The sequence below is a fragment of the Bacillus sp. FSL R5-0709 genome, from assembly GCF_038004785.1.
GTDB lineage: Bacteria > Bacillota > Bacilli > Bacillales > Bacillaceae_G > Bacillus_A > Bacillus_A mycoides.
This window is the reverse complement of sequence record NZ_JBBORT010000001.1, coordinates 2135005-2153066: the sequence shown is the minus strand read 5'-3', so window position 1 is coordinate 2153066 and position 18062 is coordinate 2135005. Positions and strand designations below refer to the sequence as shown.

Annotated in this window: 19 protein-coding genes; 4 read left to right on the top strand and 15 right to left on the bottom strand. The window is 34.8% G+C overall.

What is annotated here, in order from left to right:
* Positions 1-49: 49 nt before the first annotated feature.
* Positions 50-229, bottom strand: coding sequence for a YozD family protein (locus MKX37_RS11040; RefSeq protein WP_002012644.1), 180 nt, complete (start codon positions 227-229; stop codon positions 50-52).
* Positions 230-378: 149 nt separating this feature from the next.
* Here MKX37_RS11040 and MKX37_RS11035 point away from each other — a divergent pair, with 149 nt between their 5' ends.
* Positions 379-534 (top strand): DUF3930 family protein, encoded by a 156-nt coding sequence (locus tag MKX37_RS11035; RefSeq protein ID WP_002018281.1) that lies wholly within the window; start codon positions 379-381, stop codon positions 532-534.
* 4 nt (positions 535-538) lie between these two features.
* Here MKX37_RS11035 and MKX37_RS11030 read toward each other — a convergent pair whose 3' ends face one another.
* The 10 genes from MKX37_RS11030 to MKX37_RS10985 all read right to left on the bottom strand — a co-directional run bounded on the left by MKX37_RS11030 (position 539) and on the right by MKX37_RS10985 (position 10057).
* The gene (locus MKX37_RS11030; protein WP_002012647.1) at positions 539-1201 is read right to left on the bottom strand and encodes a hypothetical protein; all 663 of its coding nucleotides are present in this window, start codon (positions 1199-1201) and stop codon (positions 539-541) included.
* A 273-nt stretch (positions 1202-1474) separates the two neighbouring features.
* A complete protein-coding gene (locus tag MKX37_RS11025) occupies positions 1475-1690 on the bottom strand; it encodes a YozE family protein (RefSeq protein WP_002085796.1) in 216 nt (71 codons plus the stop codon).
* A gap of 72 nt (positions 1691-1762) precedes the next feature.
* Positions 1763-2035: a YokU family protein gene (locus tag MKX37_RS11020; protein WP_002085797.1), complete on the bottom strand. Its 273-nt coding sequence runs from the start codon at positions 2033-2035 to the stop codon at positions 1763-1765.
* Complete coding sequence (ablA, locus tag MKX37_RS11015) at positions 2032-3450, bottom strand: lysine 2,3-aminomutase (RefSeq protein WP_002012651.1); 1419 nt, start codon at positions 3448-3450, stop codon at positions 2032-2034. Before ablA ends, MKX37_RS11020 begins: the two co-directional genes overlap by 4 nt.
* Before the next feature lie 210 nt (positions 3451-3660).
* Positions 3661-5046 carry an arginine utilization transcriptional regulator RocR gene (rocR, locus tag MKX37_RS11010; protein ID WP_002065240.1) on the bottom strand — a complete coding sequence of 462 codons (1386 nt, stop codon included), beginning with the start codon at positions 5044-5046 and terminating at the stop codon, positions 3661-3663.
* 178 nt (positions 5047-5224) lie between these two features.
* Positions 5225-6124: a putative beta-lysine N-acetyltransferase gene (ablB, locus tag MKX37_RS11005; protein WP_002127248.1), complete on the bottom strand. Its 900-nt coding sequence runs from the start codon at positions 6122-6124 to the stop codon at positions 5225-5227.
* The gene (locus MKX37_RS11000; protein ID WP_002127247.1) at positions 6121-7389 is read right to left on the bottom strand and encodes a peptidase; all 1269 of its coding nucleotides are present in this window, start codon (positions 7387-7389) and stop codon (positions 6121-6123) included. Before MKX37_RS11000 ends, ablB begins: the two co-directional genes overlap by 4 nt.
* A gap of 15 nt (positions 7390-7404) precedes the next feature.
* A complete protein-coding gene (locus MKX37_RS10995; protein WP_002127246.1) occupies positions 7405-8067 on the bottom strand; it encodes a CoA transferase subunit B in 663 nt (220 codons plus the stop codon).
* Entirely contained in the window at positions 8052-8750 is a 699-nt protein-coding gene (gene atoD / locus MKX37_RS10990; protein WP_002085805.1) for an acetate CoA-transferase subunit alpha, read from the bottom strand. Before atoD ends, MKX37_RS10995 begins: the two co-directional genes overlap by 16 nt.
* Entirely contained in the window at positions 8747-10057 is a 1311-nt protein-coding gene (locus MKX37_RS10985; protein ID WP_002185938.1) for an aspartate aminotransferase family protein, read from the bottom strand. The genes atoD and MKX37_RS10985 overlap by 4 nt, the downstream gene beginning before the upstream one ends.
* Positions 10058-10858: 801 nt before the next feature.
* Between MKX37_RS10985 and MKX37_RS10980 the strand changes: the two genes are divergently transcribed.
* Positions 10859-11608, top strand: coding sequence for a DUF4397 domain-containing protein (locus MKX37_RS10980; RefSeq protein ID WP_002012659.1), 750 nt, complete (start codon positions 10859-10861; stop codon positions 11606-11608).
* Between the two features lie 33 nt (positions 11609-11641).
* Here MKX37_RS10980 and MKX37_RS10975 read toward each other — a convergent pair whose 3' ends face one another.
* Positions 11642-12775 carry a BA2291 family sporulation histidine kinase gene (locus MKX37_RS10975; RefSeq protein ID WP_087995732.1) on the bottom strand — a complete coding sequence of 378 codons (1134 nt, stop codon included), beginning with the start codon at positions 12773-12775 and terminating at the stop codon, positions 11642-11644.
* Between the two features lie 240 nt (positions 12776-13015).
* On the opposite strand from MKX37_RS10975, the gene MKX37_RS10970 reads away from it, so the two are divergent.
* The gene (locus MKX37_RS10970) at positions 13016-13408 is read left to right on the top strand and encodes a YueI family protein (protein WP_002141658.1); all 393 of its coding nucleotides are present in this window, start codon (positions 13016-13018) and stop codon (positions 13406-13408) included.
* Between the two features lie 120 nt (positions 13409-13528).
* Here the strand turns inward: MKX37_RS10970 and MKX37_RS10965 are convergent, their stop codons facing one another.
* Together MKX37_RS10965 and MKX37_RS10960 are read right to left on the bottom strand one after the other, a co-directional pair.
* Positions 13529-14953 (bottom strand): aldehyde dehydrogenase family protein, encoded by a 1425-nt coding sequence (locus MKX37_RS10965; protein WP_078422249.1) that lies wholly within the window; start codon positions 14951-14953, stop codon positions 13529-13531.
* 143 nt (positions 14954-15096) lie between these two features.
* Positions 15097-16452: a hemolysin family protein gene (locus MKX37_RS10960; protein ID WP_078422248.1), complete on the bottom strand. Its 1356-nt coding sequence runs from the start codon at positions 16450-16452 to the stop codon at positions 15097-15099.
* A gap of 363 nt (positions 16453-16815) precedes the next feature.
* On the opposite strand from MKX37_RS10960, the gene racA reads away from it, so the two are divergent.
* The gene (gene racA, locus MKX37_RS10955) at positions 16816-17358 is read left to right on the top strand and encodes a chromosome-anchoring protein RacA (protein WP_002127236.1); all 543 of its coding nucleotides are present in this window, start codon (positions 16816-16818) and stop codon (positions 17356-17358) included.
* Positions 17359-17459: 101 nt separating this feature from the next.
* Here the strand turns inward: racA and MKX37_RS10950 are convergent, their stop codons facing one another.
* Positions 17460-18056 carry a hypothetical protein gene (locus MKX37_RS10950; RefSeq protein ID WP_002085820.1) on the bottom strand — a complete coding sequence of 199 codons (597 nt, stop codon included), beginning with the start codon at positions 18054-18056 and terminating at the stop codon, positions 17460-17462.
* Positions 18057-18062: the final 6 nt, after the last annotated feature.

Below are 18062 nucleotides of genomic sequence, written 5' to 3'. Positions count from 1 at the left end.
GACAAGTTTGTAAAGAGTAAAAAACGACGAGTTAAGCCCGCCGTTACTTTCAATCTTCCTCTTCATCAAAAACTTCATCAATCATGCATTTCTCTAATAAATACTCAAATGTAATATCTGCCAGGTCCTCAATTTCTTCTCTTTTTGGAACGTACCCTCTTTCAATTAGTCGCTCATAAAAAAACTCCGCAATCTCTTCCGTGTCAATTACGACTTCAATTTCCTTCATGAGCATCACTCCTTTATTTCTGTTTTATGAAAAAATCTCAAAATTATGTATATGAGATTAGAAAAATAGTTTTTCTTTTTTTATAAGTCATATCATGTAGGTAAAGGGCATACGATGTTAGTACAAGCTATCCAAAGGGGGAAATAATAATGGAATACCAATACGAAGTAGAGCAAACAAAAGAAGAGTTCATGCATGAAGATCAATGGGCAGACTCTCTTATTAAATGGCTTTTTATTTTTTTAATAATTGTAGGCATACCTTATACTGCATATGTTGTTGTTCAATTTATTCTCTCTTTCTAGTTAACTATTTTTTCTCTGTCAATTTAACTAAATAATTTTGAACAACATCCATAACAATTTTATATTCTTCATCTTTAAATGTATCGAACAATAAATGATAATCATTATAAATATCTAATAACCCATCAATAATTTCTTGGCGATTCGTCTTTACACTTACTTTTTTCGAATTGTTAATTGACTTCAATTTTCCTAAATCTAATTTATTCATACCAGCTTTATCTTGTTTCATTTTCTTCAAAATTGCATTTGCCGTTTGTGCATTGGCAAGTAATGTTAAATCTGATTCATCAGCTTCTAACCATTCACCATCAGTAATTCGTGACAATTCATATATAGTATCTTCCCATGCATCATTTTTATATCTCCATACTTCTGTACGAAAACCAACAATACGAAAAACATCTTTATCATATCCAGTTACTTGCACGAGATCACCAAACGTAAAGTTATAATTTAATTCAATCCACTCTGTGTCGCCCTTTTTCATTTCTTGCTCTGTAACATGCTGCAAAGTTTGTTCTACATAAAATCCATCGTGATTATTTACTTCGTATACGTAAACTCCATCTAAAACTTTCATATTTGTAACTTTCCCAACGGTTCCATATAGCGTAATCACGACTATGTCCCCTACGTTATATTTAGGTTGTTTTTTCCTTGCCATCAATATCTCTCCTTTTTTAAACGTCGTGATTTTGATAACAGTATATGCAACCTACATAAAAACGCTTATCACAGAAGCTTATATTCATAAATTTTTTCAATAAAAAAGTAGAATTTGTATATAACTTAAAAAAGCTAGTATTTAAACTAGCTTTCACTTTTTATTTATGTTCTAACAGCAAGACGTATTGTAAATAAAAAAGCATAATGAATACTTCACTTCTTTCAAAGTAATGTATTCATTATGCTTTCATTTTCCTAAAACTTCATATCGTTATCTCTCTTGTATATATAAATCCCATGCATCATCAAATATAGACATACTTTCTAGCATTCCACTTAACTCTAAGTATGAACTAATTACATCATAGTCTTCAGATTGCTTCGGAAAACTTAAATCATCATACATCGCCTCTGCTAAATCTGATATTTCATTTTTAAATAAAGCTGCACGGTGCTTCATCATATAATGGTAAAATGTCTTTTTCAAAAATATTCCCTACCTTTCTAACTTGGGTACATTATACAAGGCAAAAAAGAAAAAAACCAGCATAAAAGCTGGTTAAAAGTCGAAATAATTCCTTTTTAATAAACGTGGTCTTCCCATCAACTCTTCGTATGTTAGTTGTTTTGGCAAATCTTTCGTATAAATTAAAAACAACTGATCTTCAATTTCTTTTACAGTATGGTCTGCTTGATAGTCCATTCCACATGAGGAACAAGTAATACATGGTGTCTCTTGGATTTCAATGGCTTTCGTACCATCTGGTAATTCCCAATATACAGTATTCAAGCTTTCTTTCGCTTCTGTACTGTCACACCACATACAATTCATACTACGTCACCCTCATTTTTTTTGTCATCATCTAACTTTGCTATTTGTGCTTGATATTTTTTATCTTTTAATTGATCACGCTTATCACGTTTATCTTTTAAAGAAGCATGCGTTTCATTGACTTCATAATCTTTGCGGCGATTCATACGTTGTAAATCATCTGGAACAAGATTAAATTTCTTATCACTCATCAATCCTGCAACGCCGATATCAGAACGTTTCTCTTCATAAGTCGGATAAATTTCTTTAAAGTAGCCTTCTGCTCTTCCTGGGATATAGTTTTCTGGTTCTGGATACGTTGTAATAACCCCTTCAAAGTTACGAAGAACAACTTTATCCGCACTTTGTGAAATTAAATAGTTTGGCTGAAGCGCAATTTTTCCGCCTCCACCCGGTGCATCGACAACGAAAGTTGGTACTGCATAACCAGACGTATGTCCACGTAAGCCTTCAATAATTTCAAGACCTTTCGAAACTGGTGCACGGAAATGACCGATACCTTCTGATAAATCACATTGATAAATGTAATATGGACGAACACGAATTTTCACTAAATCATGCATAAGTTTTTTCATAATTGGAACGCTGTCATTAATTCCAGCTAAAATTACAGCTTGGTTTCCAATTGGAACACCTGCATTTGCAAGCATTTCACATGCTAGTTTCGATTCTTCTGTAATCTCAATAGAAGTGTTAAAATGAGTATTTAACCATACTGGATGGTATTTTTTAATTATGTTACACAGGTTTTCTGTAATACGCTGTGGGAATACAACTGGTGCTCTCGTTCCGATACGAATAATCTCAACATGCGGGATTGCTCGTAAATTCTTTAATACATATTCTAAAATTTTATCATTAATTAGAAGTCCATCACCGCCAGAAATTAAAACGTCACGTACTTGTGGTGTTTCACTAATATAAGCAATCGCATCATCTAATTGCTTTTTCGGTACGCCCATTCCAATTTGTCCACTAAAACGACGACGTGTACAGTAACGACAATACATAGAACATTGATTCGTTACTAAAAATAGTACACGGTCTGGATAACGATGAGTTAATCCTGGAACTGGTGAATCTTCATCTTCATGAAGAGGATCTTCTAAATCATATTTTGTTTTATATAACTCTTCCGAAATCGGTACTGATTGCATCCGAATCGGACAGCGTGGGTCATCAGGATTCATTAGCCAAGCATAGTACGGTGTAATGTTTAACGGGATCGTTTTCGTTGAAATTTTAACGCCTTCTTCTTCGTCAGGTGTTAAGTTAATTACTTTCTTTAAATCATCTAAAGTTTTGATCGTATTCGTTAATTGCCAAACCCAATCATTCCATTGTTCTTCTGTAACATCTTTCCATAATTCAATATCCTTCCAGTGACGATTTGGTTTGTATACATCATGTAACATTGCTATTCCCCCTTTTTATACGCTCATCCTTTATATAAGCAATAATTATGCCAACTTCATATTCTTGATAAGTAAATGCGAGAAATACCCTATTATATAAGAGAATAAATATTTTTAAGTGCTGTACTAAAACGATATTTACTATCATATTCATTACTTGTTATATATGTAAACGCTCTTTTATTGGTGCAAACACACAAAAACCGCCGATTATTCGGCGGTTTTGTCGTACTTGCTCAGTTTATATTGAAGCGTTTGACGAGGAATACCTAACATTTTTGCTGCTTGCAAAATATTCCCTTCCGTTTCGATTAACGCTTGATCTATTAATTCCTTTTCCGTTTGATGAAGAGCTTCCCTAAGCGGTAATATACTTTTCTTCTTCGGAAGTTTCTCTTTCCGAAATGTTCGTGGCAAGCAATTTGCTGTTAAAGAATTCCCTTCTGTAATAATGACAGCATGTTCAATCGTATGCTTTAACTCACGAACATTTCCAGGCCATTGATAAGCTTGTAATCTTTCTTTCGCTTCCTTATCAATTTGAAGTACACCTTTTTTATAACTTTTATTATATTCTTTCAAAAAGTAAGACGCTAATAACAGTACATCCTCAGTTCTTTCGCGAAGCGGCGGGATATATAATGAAAATACATTTAATCGATAGTATAAATCAGTGCGAATTTTATTTTCTCTTAAACATACTTCTGGAGGCTGATTCATTGCAGTAATAACGCGAACATCTACTTTTCTCGTCTTATTATCACCAATGCGACGAATAACTCCATCTTCTAATACACGTAGCATTTTTGCTTGTAAATCAAGCGGCATTGAATTCAGTTCATCTAAAAATAATGTCCCTCCATCTACAAGTTCAAATAATCCTGCTCGTTCGATTGCCCCTGTATAACTACCTTTTGTCGTGCCAAACAGCAAACTTTCTAATAGCGACTCTGGCAAAGCTGCACAGTTTTGTGCAATAAACGGCTTATTTTTTCGTTTAGAAGCTTCATGAATCGCTTGCACAAATAGCTCTTTCCCCGTTCCAGTTTCACCATATATTAAAACATTCGCATCGGTTGGCGCTACTTTTTGTGCTAACTCTTTCGTCTGTTTAAAGCGGGAATCATCAGTTACAATTGTCTCGAATGCAACATGCTTTTTCACCATTTTTTTGCTAGTCGATCGTTTTATTTTCGATTGTAGATCTACAATCGTATCAGTAAGCTTTTGAATAGTAGAATAATCTTTCGCAATTTCTACAGCACCAGCAATATTTCCATCTATTAAAATAGGTAACGTTGTATTGACCGTACAAACGTCTTCCCCATTTAAATTTTGGTAATGTTGAACTTGGTGTACGATTGGTTTTTTTGTATCTAATACTTTCATCAACGTACTTGTTTCTCTGGATAATGACGGGAATGCTTCTAATAAATGCTTTCCTAGCACATTTTCAATTTTAGATCCATCATGTTTTGCAGCAACTGTATTATAAAATATTGTAATCCCATTTTCATCTACTGCATGTATGGCCTCATCTATACTGCCCAAAATCGCTTCAATGACTTCCTGTGTCGAAACTGCTAGCAATGTCATCCCCCCTTTTGCCGAAAATCCAGCAAATTCAACGCCGAATTTTCGGCACCCTCTGTGCGATTATAAGCATGACGATTCCGTTCTATTATTTTGATGAAATGTGTATATATTTTTATTGCTTATTTATGGTTAAGTGAAACTTTAATCAGTGGGGCTTTATTATTAACCCGACTCCCACCTAACTTCTTTGCTTTACAGCCGAATTTTGAGGCGGGAGTCTTACTGCTTTCGAATAGCTGGATAAATCTTTCACCCATATATTCATATCTTCCAACTTATCAAAAATGTAGCAATTATTCGCAAGCCTTCCCGTATATGTATAGCCTAATTGATGAAAGGCTGCATTCATACCGAAAGATAGCGAGCGAGCAATTGTATAAGAACAAAAAATAGATTTTTCTTGGAGCTCTTCCTCCAATTTAATTAACAGACTTTTCATGAAACCATGTTTTCGATATTCAGGTAATGTAGCACAATTCGTTAATTCTGCATTACCTTCTTTCACGTTCATTTCAGCAGATGCTGTACTAATAATTTTCCCCTCGAATTCATAAACATAGTAAATTGTATCGTCTTCCTTCATCGTCTGCTTTACATAATTCCCATCATTTAAAGGTGTCGGATAAACTTCAAATACTTTTCCAAAGACAATTGCTAATTCTTCCGCATCCTCTTCTGTCGCTTTTCTTAACACAAATTCCTCTGGGACTATTTTTTCTTTCACTTCTTTTTCTTTTACACCACTTAAAATAGTATCTTCCTCAGTCCAATGAATACTATTTCGTCTTTCATCATTATGATATTTCACGAAGAAGTGCGCATCGTGCCCTTGAAAATAATGAGGTATTGTTGCTTCCAGTAAGAAACCGAAAGAGAGCCATGTTGAAACATGCTCTCCCTTTCCTTTAATAATACATTTAGTGAAAGAATGTTTCTTTGCTAATTCATCGATTGTTTGTATGATGCTTTCAACATTTCCTGTATAGTGATCAATTCTAATACGTTTATTAAAATAATCTAAAACCCCTTCTACTGTATAATGCTTTGTCTGTTCACTAAAAGATTCATAGTATTTCATTTTTTCACCTCACACCAATCTAGTAATGTACATGCAATTATTTTTGCGGCAGCAATCATTTTATCAACTTCTATATATTCGTTTGGATAGTGTGCTACTTTCGTCTCTCCTGGACCAAATACTATCGTGGGTACGTTAGCTATTTGTGTGAACAAACCTCCATCTGTTCCCCATGGCGAAGCTTCTATAATCGGCTCGTTCCCTTCGATTTCAACAAAGTTATGTTGAAGCGTTGTAATAAGTGGATGATTTTCTTCTAGTTCACCAGGAACCCATCTAGCCCCAAACCATTCTACTTCTACAGGATTTTTTACAAACCAACTATCCACATCTTTTAATTCACCAATCCAGCCCTCAAACTCTTCTTTTGCTGCCTCTATAGTCTCATTCGGCGCAATACCACATCTTCCTTCTAAAATTAATGAATCGGGAACAGAACTTGGCCAGCTTCCCCCTTCAATTTTCCCAACGTTAATTGGAATTGGAATCGGAATCCCCTTAAATAACGGATCTGTAATTCTACCATTTCTCTTCTCTTCTAATTTTCTCAAATGCTCTACAACAAACATACTTTTTTCAATTGCACTTACTCCTTCATAACGTGTACCACCGTGTGCTGCTTTTCCTTTTATATGTAGACGAAACCACATTGATCCTTGTTGTTTCGGAAAAAACTTCATATTCGTCGGCTCAGGAATAATAACGCCATCTGCCTTATATCCTCGTAAAATAGCGGCTAATGTTCCTGCCCCACCGCTCTCTTCTTCTATTACACTTTGAAAATGTATATCACCTTTTAGTTCAATACCAGATTCAATAATCGCTTCCATCGCAAGCATAAGTGAGACATTGCCGCCTTTCATATCTGTTGTTCCACGTCCATATATGCGGTTTCCTATTTTCTCTCCACTATATGGATGATGGTCCCACTGATTTACATCCCCTTCTGGCACGACATCAATATGCCCGTTTAAAATCATAGATTTCCCTTCGCCACTTCCTTTTAAAGTCGCTACAATGTTCGGGCTATCTGTAAAACTTATACGAGGTGATACGAAATAAGGGTGATCTTTCATTTCCTTAAAAGCAGGCTCCCAAATATCAAGATCTAGACCTAACTCACGCAACTTTTCAATAACAATTGCCTGTGCACCACTTTCATCACCAGATACGCTCTTTTCTTGAATTAATCGTGTTAAAAATTTTACACTCTCTTCTTCATGACCCTCAATATAATCACAAACTTGTTTTTTTAATTGCTCCATATATTACAACTCCCCTCATTCAATTACTAGTAAATTTGAGCTTATATGAAAATCAGCTGTCGTATGTCGTTTTACATCTTCTACAGTATATGGACTCATTAATTCTTGTAAGACAAGTCCTCTTTGGGTCACTTCCATGACAGCCATGTCTGTAATAATTAAATCTACACATTTTTTCGAAGTTAATGGCAATGTACATTCCGAAACAATCTTTGCATTTCCGTATTTATCAACATGATTCATCACAACAACGACCCGCTTCGCTTTTTGCGCTAAATCCATCGCTCCTCCAATACCTGGAACGCGTTTTCCTGGTACAATCCAGTTCGCTAAATCACCATTTTCACTTACTTGTAACGAACCAAGTATCGTAACATCAAGTAATCCTTTTCGAATCATGCCAAACGCCATGCAGCTATCAAAATAACTTGCTCCTGTAATAAGAGATGTTGGTAAACCAGCTGCGTTACATAAATTCTCATCTTCATTCCCTTTACTTGGCGTTGGTCCCATACCAACAATACCGTTTTCCGCATGAAACATAACATTCATATCTTCTGGCAAATGATTCGGTACAAGCGATGGAATTCCAATACCTAAATTTACAAGCATACCATTCTGAATTTCTTTCGCTGCACGTCTTGCAATCTTATCTCTTACTTCTACGCCCATACCCATTTCCAATTCACTCCTTCCGATGGCACGATATAATTTACAAATACACCTGGGACGACAATTTCTTCTGGATCTAAACTTCCAAGTGGAACAATTTCTTCTGCTTCTACAATCGTTATGTCACCAGCCATAGCTACGTGTGGATTCATATTACGAGCGCTTTTATCAAATACAAGATTGCCAAACGGATCCGCTTTTTTCGCATATACAATTGCGACTTCAGCCGTTAAAGCTGTTTCAACTAAATATGTCTTTCCATTCATTTCAACTGTACGCTTTCCTTCTTCTACAATCGTATCAACACCAACATCAACTAAAATACCACCAAGCCCTACACCACCAGCGCGAATACGCTCTGCGAGTGTTCCTTGCGGAGAGAATTCAATTTGCAATCTTCCTTCATTTAATTGTCTTCCCGCATTTGGATTTGACCCAATATGAGAAGTAACTAAAGATTTAACCCTTTCATTCGTAACAAGACGACCGATTCCTACATCAGGAAATCCAGTATCATTTCCTATTAAATTTAAATTTGTAATGCCTTTATCTAAAACAGCTTGAATTAAAGATGGAGGTGATCCGATTCCTCCAAATCCCCCAAACATTAATGTCATATCATCATGGAACAAAGAAATTACTTCCTCTATTTCTTTTAATTTACCGAATGTATTTGTAATAGTTGTCATGCGATACTATGCCCTCCTTTTTGCATCATCTCTTCCACGCTCTTTACAAAAATTGAAAGTAATTCATCTAACTCGGAATATGTAGTTGTCATTGGTGGTGCAACAAGCAGTGCACTATCCTCTTTTCCTGCTTGCCCTGAAACAGCTTGGTATAAGAGCAGTCCATTTTTAGCAGCAACTGAAATAAGCTCCGACGCTTTTGTAAACGGTTGCAATTCTATTCCAATTAGCAATCCTTTTCCACGCACATCGGCAATGATTGTCGATTGTTGTTGAACTTTCTGCAAACCTTTTAATAAATACTCTCCCTTTTCTGCTGTTTTTTCAGGTAAATTATGTTTCTCCATATATTCAATAACTGCTAAAGCCGTTGCTGCAGACAATGGATTTGCACTAAGCGTATGCCCGCTCATTACAGAACGTGATCCACGTAAAATCGGCTCCATAACACGGTCACTTACTATTGTCGCTGCCATTGGTGTATAACCCGCTCCTAGCCCCTTACCAAGGGTCATAATATCCGGTTCTACACCCCAGTGCTCCATAGCAAACCATGCACCAGTACGACCAAGTCCAGTCATTACTTCATCCGCAATAAATAATATATCGTAATGACTACAAATATCTTTAATTACTTTATAGTATTCTTTCGGCGGGACAACCGCGCCTCCAGCAGCTCCGATAATCGGTTCAGCAATAAAAGCTGCAATATGTTCTGCACCAATTCGATCAATCGCTCTTTCTAGTTCAGTCGCACAAGAAAGTTGACATGTTGGATATACCTTTTGTACAGGACATCTAAAACAGTATGGAGCTGGAATAGTCGGATAATCTTCCAAAATAGAAACGAAACGTTGTCTGCGCAGTGGATGCCCAGACATAGATAAAGCTCCCATTGTAATCCCGTGATAGCTCATCCACCGTGACAAAATTTTATGTTTCCCTTGAATGCCACGCTCCTGAAAATGCTGAATTGCGATTTTCATAGCTGTTTCATTTGCTTCCGTACCACTATTCACAAAAAAGCTCCAGTTCAAATCTCCTACAGATAAATCACTTAACTTCTTCGCTAATTTTTCAGCTGGTTCACTCGTAAACTGTGATCTATAAACGAAAGCGATCTCCTCTGCCTGTTTTTTAATAACTTCTGCTATCTCTGCTACGCCATGTCCAATACCTGCCGTAATCGCTCCAGACGAACCATCAAAATATTTATTTCCGTTTTGATCATACAAATACACACCTTTTCCATGTGAAATCATCGGATACGGCTGACCAACAAGTGGTTTAATTAAGTAATCGCGCATAGCGCTCCCCCATTTCTCCAATTTGTATATGTATATGAAGAAAATTGACGTTTCTTTCATAAAAAAGAATCCTCTGCAAAAGCAGTGAATTTATCAAAAAACTATTATAAAATATACAAATGACTGCTAAATATTATTTTAAAAACAGAAAATTCAGAACTTAAAATGAAGACCAATCTTACCTATACGCTTAAATACCCCTTCCTGATTTAAGATAACAGCAAATTGAATATTTTTTTAATATAATATCAACTTCCCTCAATTGCTGACATTGTGTAAACTTCGACGGAACTCCCGTTATTCTCCTTCCTATTATCCTACTTTATATTGCATATTTTCAAACAAAATTCGACATTTTACTTCGCCTCATTTATCATAACTATTTCTTAACAAATAGTACCACCTGTTTAGAACAATAAAAAAAGAACCGATTAACCACATTAATCAGTTCGGCACGACGCTCTTTTATCGGTATTACCTTATCCAACGCATCACTAAAATTAATAGAAATACTCATAATACAAATCCATAATTCGTCCCACAGCCTATAGCACCAAATCCTCCATAACTTCATTCCCAATAACTATGGGGATATCCCCATCCCAATGGTTCCACTCCTTCCATCAAAGTCAAACTACCTTTCCTTTATAATTTATGTAGGACAATTATCGATTTGTATGTGTGTTTGCCTATAAATAAAAAAATCCCCATTTTAACTTTTCCTTCTAGAAAGGCAAGTTTTTTGCATAACCTCTTTCTAGCTTCGCATATATTTGTAATGATGATAAAGGAGGAATGTTCATGACTCAATCCGAAATTGAAAAATACGGCCAAGAAGCTGCACGTTACGAACAGCTCGCTCGTTACTATCAATATAGCAATCCTAAAAGATATGTAGAACTCTATATGAAATACTATGATGCAATTACAAAACTTGTACAAGCATATGAAAAGAGAGATTCACAAGAAGCGACTTTACCGTCACATATGAGAATCTTCCACACAGCTCCCCATACACCAGCAGTTGATATTATAATAAACGGACAAAAGGTTATTAAAAATATTTCTTTTAAACAATTCAGTCCGTATTTATCATTAGTGCAAGGTAAATACCGTATTGATATTGTCCCTGTCGGAAACGAAACTCCAATATTTTCAGCATTAGTACCAATAATGGGGAATCACACTTATACCCTTGCAGCGGTCAATAGCGATAATCATCTCCAATTACAACCCATTCTTGATAATACTCATTTACCATCTGGTCAAGCAAAAATACGGTTTGCACATTTTTCACCAGACACTCCAGTTGTAAATGTAAATTTAAAAGATGGGGATCATTTATTTGAAAATGTACTCTTTAAGCAAATAACAGATTTTTTACAAGTTAGCCCTGGTACAGCAGATATTGAAGTTTCACTTGCTGATACAAAAAAAGTACTATTAACCATTCCAAAATTCAACGTTGAACCAAATACAATTTACACAATTTCAATAGTTGGTTATTCAACTGAGGATCCAAAATTAGAGACCGTTATACTTACAAATTAAAACAGTCTACACCATTCGCATGGTGTAGACTGTTTACTTTTGAAACGTAATTTGAAATTCTGTCCAATCGTTATCCGAACGACACAATATGGATCCTTTATGTTTTTCTACAATTTGTTTACATACAAATAGTCCAATACCAGTTCCTAGCTTTTTAGTAGTTACAAATGGCTCAAAAATAGTCTCTACATTGTCTGCTGGAATCATAGGTCCATTATTTTTTATAACAATGCAAACAGCCTGATCCTCTTCAAATACATCAATGATAATTTTTCGCTCTTCTTTCACCGATTCAAGAGCATCAATCGAATTCATTAAAATATTTAAAACTACTTGCTTCACTTCACTCCGGTAACCAACGAGTGGAATAGGATACGGCAAATTCTTTTCAATCAAAACATTTGCATTAACTAAACTTGGATATAAGAATTGTATAATATCTTGAAATAAGTCATTTACCAAAAAACGTTCAGATTCATTCCACATTTCTTTTTTCGATACAAGTAAAAATTGCGAAATCCTAAAATTTAATTGATCTAATTCATGTGAAATAATATCTAAATACGATAGATTAGGGTGATCTGTCTTCAATAACTTTACAAATCCCATAATCGAAGTTAGCGGATTACGAAATTCATGCACAAAACTAGCCGACATTTGCCCTAGAATCGTAAGCCTTTCTTTATGTGTTTCATTTATATATTGCTGTTTTTCTTCTAAATTTCTCGATATAATTTCTGAGTATTTTAAAACGGTATAATAAATTAATTTGTCAAAACAAGTATGTATTTTGGCCATAATCGGTTTCAGTTCACGAGCGCTTACATCCAATTCGCACATTGCTTCAAAAAGTTCATTTCTTCCCACATTTGCATTGTAAACAAAATCTCCAATATTCACATCTGCCCCTGCACGCTCAATGGCAATTTTCTCACATAATGGCTGAAGATAATTAATGTCTTTATCTTCCATAATAAGTTCGATAATTAACTCTAATAAATTCGCTCCATTTTGAACTACCTCTTGTTTAAATGGATCTTTTTCGGAAATTATCATTTTGTTTTTCCAGTTCTCTACGAATTGGTGCCTGTTGTTTTTCAAGTGCGAACAAAATACTTCTTTAATATCCTTATCGATTGGAAAAACCTCCATTCCCTCCATTTCCATACGACGAATACCCTTTATATTTTGAATATTAACACAAAAAATACATTTCGTTAATAGATTGTTGTCACATTTTGTTAATTTCTGTTGATAAAATTTATTTTTCCCTTCTTATTTAAATAAGTTTTATTCATATATCCCTTTTCTCTTCTCATTTTTTTAATTATTTTCCTGTTCAAAACTACTTTTTTTTGCATCCTTTTTAATTCTTGCGTACAATAAGAAGTGAAAGGTGTGAAAAATATGGTAAATAAAAATGTGGAAGACTATCTCCAAGAAGGCATATATGGCCAAAAGCAAAACAAACCAGAAGAACGTAATATGTACTTAACTACATTACGTGAGCGTGTAGAAATCGCTTTAACAATCGGTCAAGTAATGCAAAGTAATGTGTATACAGAAGTAACGGGTAACATACGTTCTTCTCAATCATTACAACTATTCCTAAATGGAAGCATTGCTTACCCACATTTATCAAAATACATTAAATTAGCAACTGAAAAAAATATTCATTTTACAATTGTTCAAAATAAAGGTACTGAAACACCAATCGGTTTAGTACTCTCTCATAGCACTGCTGTAGATAAAGAACATATTTATGTCGAAGATGATATTTTCAAACAAGAAATGAAGTAAAAGGTACACTTGATTAAATGAAATCGTTCCGAGAAACGTAAAACAAACAATAAAAAACGAGTATGGAATCGTAAACATTTCCTGCTCGTTTTTTATTGCGGTGTTTAAGCTCGATCTACTTTATTTTTTAATACACACTAATTTCATTTCTGTCATTTCTTCTATTGCATATTTAATCCCTTCACGGCCTGTGCCACTCTCTTTCACACCGCCATAAGGCATATGATCTACTCTGAACGTTGGAATATCATTAATCATGACACCACCGACTTCTAATTCATCAATTGCACGCATTGCCTTACATAGATTGTTTGTAAATACACCTGCTTGTAATCCATAACGTGAATTATTTACTTGTTCTAAAGCCTCATCAAATTCTTTAAATGTATTTACAGTCATAAGTGGACCAAATACTTCTTGGCACTGAACAGATCCATAATCTGGAACATTTGTTAATACAGTTGGTTCAAAAATCCTTGCATCACGTTTGTTACCACCGTATACAACATTAGCTCCTTCCTTAACTGCCTCTTCCACCCATGAATTTATACGTTCTACATCTTTTTTTGAAATAAGTGCTGATACATCTGTTTCTTCATGAAGCGGGTCTCCTACTACAACGTTTTCCATTGCTTTCGTTAATTTTGTAATAAACTCTTCCATTTTGCGTTCATGCACAAAAACACGTTGTACTGAAATACAAACTTGTCCATTATTCACAAACGCGCCCCATTTTACACGTTCAATTATTTCGTCTGTCAATTCAACATCTTCATCAATAATTACTGCAGCGTTCGATCCTAATTCTAACGTCACTCGTTTCAACCCGGCTTTTTCCTTAATTCCAATACCTACTTTCGGACTTCCTGTAAAAGTAATACTAGCAACGTTCTCATCTTTTACTAATGCCTCACCTACAACAGATCCAGGTCCAGAAATTATATTGAAAGCTCCCTTTGGTAAACCAGCTTCTTCAAATAATTCTACCAATGCATACGAAGAAAGTGGCGTTTGGTCGGCAGGCTTTAGCACAATAGTATTTCCAGCCGCAATTGCTGGGCCTACCTTATGTGCTACTAAATTAAGTGGAAAATTAAACGGTGTAATAGCACCAATAACCCCGATTGGTTGTCGAATTGTATACGCTATACGGCCACCTGCTCCTGGTGCAGCATCTAATGGTAACGTCTCACCATATATTCGCTTCGCTTCTTCAGCTGCAAACTTATATGTTTGAACAGTGCGATCTACTTCTCCCCGTGCAGCACGAATTGGTTTTGCAGCTTCTTTTGCGATAATCTCTGCAAACTCTTCTCTTCTCTCATCCATTTTTTGTGCAACCTTTTCTAAAATAGTTGCACGGTCGTATGCGGATAATTTTTTCATTTCTTTCATTGCATTTTTGGCCGAAACTATTGCTTCCTTAACGTCATCTTCTGTACCTTGCGCAATCTCCGCTAATGTTTCTTCAGAATATGGTGCATACAATGGTTTATACGTCTCTACTGATTTCCATACCCCATTTATATATAAATGTTTTTTCATAGTGGTTCTCCTTCCGAATATATGTATACAATAATACATTTCATTTATTTCACCTAGTGAAAGGTCTGACTTGTGTAATTGTATCATAGCCCTAATACATCAAAAAACATTTTGCTCAAAAAAACTCTGCTACAAAGCAGAGTTTACGAACTAATTTGTTCTTGGAGCGAAATCTTTTTTTCATCTCCTACAATAACAATCGATTCTGAAGGTTTCGTTACTTCTAATCTCTTAATATAGTGTCCATCTAATTTTTTTACGCAAAATTTATAATTTTCAATCTCAATGGTATCACCCTCGGAAATCTCAATATTTTTTGTTAGGATCCAACCGCCAATCGTATCGACATCATCGTCGTCAATAGTCAAACCTAATAATGCGTTCACTTCACTAACAAGTACTTTTCCCTCTAAAATCGTTTTCGTCTCACTAACTTGTTGGATTTCCGGTTGTTCATCAGTATCGAACTCATCTTGAATATCCCCTACAATTTCTTCTAAAATATCTTCAACGGTTACAAGACCTGATGTACCACCATATTCATCAATTAATATAGCGATATGTGTTCTTTCTCTTTGCATTTTTAAAAATAGATCATGAATCGGGATAGATTCAATAACTAAAATAATTGGCCTAATATATTGCTTCACTGTCTTTTCACTAACAACTCGGTGCTTCACAAAATCTGTAAATATATCTTTAAAATTCACAAAGCCTATTACATGGTCCTTATCACCATCAACAACCGGATACCTCGTATATTTTTCATGAGACATTTTTTGTAAAGCCTCTTCAGCAGGCATTTCTTTATTTAAAATATTCATCTCTGTTCGTGGTACCATTATTTCTTTCGCAATACGATCATCAAATTCAAATATTTTATTCACATACTTATATTCAGATTGATTAATCTCACCATTTTTATAACTTTCTGAAACTAACAACCGCAATTCTTCTTCTGAATGCACTTCATCATGCCCTTTTGGTGGTTTCAACCCAAGAAACTTTGTAATTAACCGAGCTGATCCATTTAAAATCCAAATGAATGGGAATGCAATACGATAAAACAAAATGAGTGGCTTAGCAACAAAGAAACTCACTTGTTCTGCTTTTTGAATCGCAAATGTTTTTGGAGCTAACTCTCCTACTACCACATGGAAAAATGTGATAAACAAAAATACTAAAATTATAGCTAAAATGTCTGCGAGTTGAGTAGGGACGTTCCAATTTGCAAACAACACATCAAACATGTGCTTTAGCGCAGGTTTACCAGACCACCCAATCCCAAGAGCTGTAACAGTTATTCCTAATTGACAAGCTGATAAATATTCGTCTAAGTTTGTAATGATTGTTTTGACAGATATTGCACGATTATTTCCTTTTGCAATTAAATAGTCAATTCGTGAACTCCTCACTTTAACAATTGCAAATTCTGCTGCAACGAAAAATGCCGTTAAGGCAATTAAAACAATCACTATACTTATACTATATATGTCCAAATACTTTTCCTTACTTACAGTGTAAGCAAGGAAGCCACCTCCTACTTAAATTTATTCAAGTGAAGTAAGCATTCTTATACTCTAATAAAATTCTACATTAGTAACCACCTTTTTATATATTATATGCATACATAAAAAAGATATTTATAATTATGATAATCTAATTAGCTTATTATCGTCAAACTATAATAAGCCCAATTTTCCGATAACTAAAAATGATTTATATAAATAGTATGTGCTAAACAGCTGAACTTCGTGAAAAAACACTTTCTTTGCCGATTCCACACTTCTTTTGTCACACCTGAAGGGAACTTGCTACATAACTAGAAATCATTCAACAGGATATATATAGGAGGGATTATTTTGGAATATAAAACACCATTTATCGCAAAGAAATTAGGTGTTAGCCCAAAGGCTGTTGTCCGGATTGCACAACAATTAAATCTTACGATTAAAAAAAATAAATATGGTCATTTTATTTTCACACAAGGTGATTTAGATCTAATGTTAGAATACCATCGCTCTCAAATGGACCAGCCTCAAAACTCTCAAACTACTCAAAAACCATCTTCAAATGATGTAGAAAAATTAAAAACTCAAGAAAACACAATTGTTCAAAACACATCATCGAATGATTTTGAGCAATTAACAGCTCAATTTACCACAATTACGAGAAGACTAGATCGAATGGAAGAACAAATGCAAGATAAAGCAAATGATGTCGTTACATACCAACTTTTACAACATCGCCGCGAAATAGAGGAAATGTTAGAACGAATTCAAAAACTAGAAGCTGCCCTAAAAAAAGAAGAACCAATATACATTACTCCTGATGCAAAACCAACATATGAAAGAGAAAAGAAACCGAAGCGTCGTAAAATGATTTTTAGTATATTTGGACTATAATATTTTAGACCCTTATTCTGAGAATAAGGGTCTACTTTTTGTATGAAAACAGATGCCCGTAATAAGTAACTCTTCTTCATACTATACATATTCATATATTTTCATTTTGTTAACATAATATTTTTACTGTATTCTGCAATAAGTGCCTGCGCATGAGCATTCCCTTGAATAATATCACGGAATTCTTTCAAAGAATACAGATGTGTAGCCCCTTTTCGAGCATGAATTCGCACTGGTACACCTTGTAAAGTATCATGAAACTGGAATGGACTATCTATCGGTTCGATTGGAAAACCGAGTGTAAGTAAATACATATACATTCTTTTTGTAACTGCTGCAATATACCATTCCGCTTTCGTCTCTAACGCATGCATAAATAAAATAGCTGCCAGCCTTTTGAAATGTCCTCTCCCCCGAGACGTTTTCGCAATACTTAACTTTCCTATTTCATACACATTTTTCAAATCTTTCACTAAATCATTTTTAGAAAACGGATAGAAAAACTCAGAATTTGATTGTTCAGGTACTGTAAACTTAATACATTCTACTGTACCAATATGATGTTCATCTTCTATTAATAAAAATCGTGATGGATTTAAATTACGTTCTACAAACATTAAGTTTCTTTCTTCACAAAAATCTCCCCACAGTTGCTCGAACCAAAAATGCTCTTCCTTTGTTTGAACACGCTGGAACATATTTAA

Excerpts from the sequence above, each read along its gene's own strand:
- MKX37_RS10985 (WP_002185938.1), bottom strand. The coding sequence starts at position 10,057 with ATGCGCGATTACTTAATTAAACCACTTGTTGGTCAGCCGTATCCGATG.
- ablA (WP_002012651.1), bottom strand. The coding sequence starts at position 3,450 with ATGTTACATGATGTATACAAACCAAATCGTCACTGGAAGGATATTGAA.
- MKX37_RS10980 (WP_002012659.1), top strand. The coding sequence starts at position 10,859 with ATGACTCAATCCGAAATTGAAAAATACGGCCAAGAAGCTGCACGTTAC.
- MKX37_RS11020 (WP_002085797.1), bottom strand. The coding sequence starts at position 2,035 with ATGAATTGTATGTGGTGTGACAGTACAGAAGCGAAAGAAAGCTTGAAT.
- MKX37_RS10970 (WP_002141658.1), top strand. The coding sequence starts at position 13,016 with ATGGTAAATAAAAATGTGGAAGACTATCTCCAAGAAGGCATATATGGC.
- MKX37_RS11035 (WP_002018281.1), top strand. The coding sequence starts at position 379 with ATGGAATACCAATACGAAGTAGAGCAAACAAAAGAAGAGTTCATGCAT.
- MKX37_RS10975 (WP_087995732.1), bottom strand. The coding sequence starts at position 12,775 with ATGGAAATGGAGGGAATGGAGGTTTTTCCAATCGATAAGGATATTAAA.
- rocR (WP_002065240.1), bottom strand. The coding sequence starts at position 5,046 with ATGACATTGCTAGCAGTTTCGACACAGGAAGTCATTGAAGCGATTTTG.
- ablB (WP_002127248.1), bottom strand. The coding sequence starts at position 6,124 with ATGAAATACTATGAATCTTTTAGTGAACAGACAAAGCATTATACAGTA.
- MKX37_RS10965 (WP_078422249.1), bottom strand. The coding sequence starts at position 14,953 with ATGAAAAAACATTTATATATAAATGGGGTATGGAAATCAGTAGAGACG.
- atoD (WP_002085805.1), bottom strand. The coding sequence starts at position 8,750 with ATGACAACTATTACAAATACATTCGGTAAATTAAAAGAAATAGAGGAA.
- MKX37_RS10995 (WP_002127246.1), bottom strand. The coding sequence starts at position 8,067 with ATGGGTATGGGCGTAGAAGTAAGAGATAAGATTGCAAGACGTGCAGCG.
- MKX37_RS11030 (WP_002012647.1), bottom strand. The coding sequence starts at position 1,201 with ATGGCAAGGAAAAAACAACCTAAATATAACGTAGGGGACATAGTCGTG.
- MKX37_RS11000 (WP_002127247.1), bottom strand. The coding sequence starts at position 7,389 with ATGGAGCAATTAAAAAAACAAGTTTGTGATTATATTGAGGGTCATGAA.
- MKX37_RS11040 (WP_002012644.1), bottom strand. The coding sequence starts at position 229 with ATGAAGGAAATTGAAGTCGTAATTGACACGGAAGAGATTGCGGAGTTT.
- MKX37_RS10950 (WP_002085820.1), bottom strand. The coding sequence starts at position 18,056 with ATGTTCCAGCGTGTTCAAACAAAGGAAGAGCATTTTTGGTTCGAGCAA.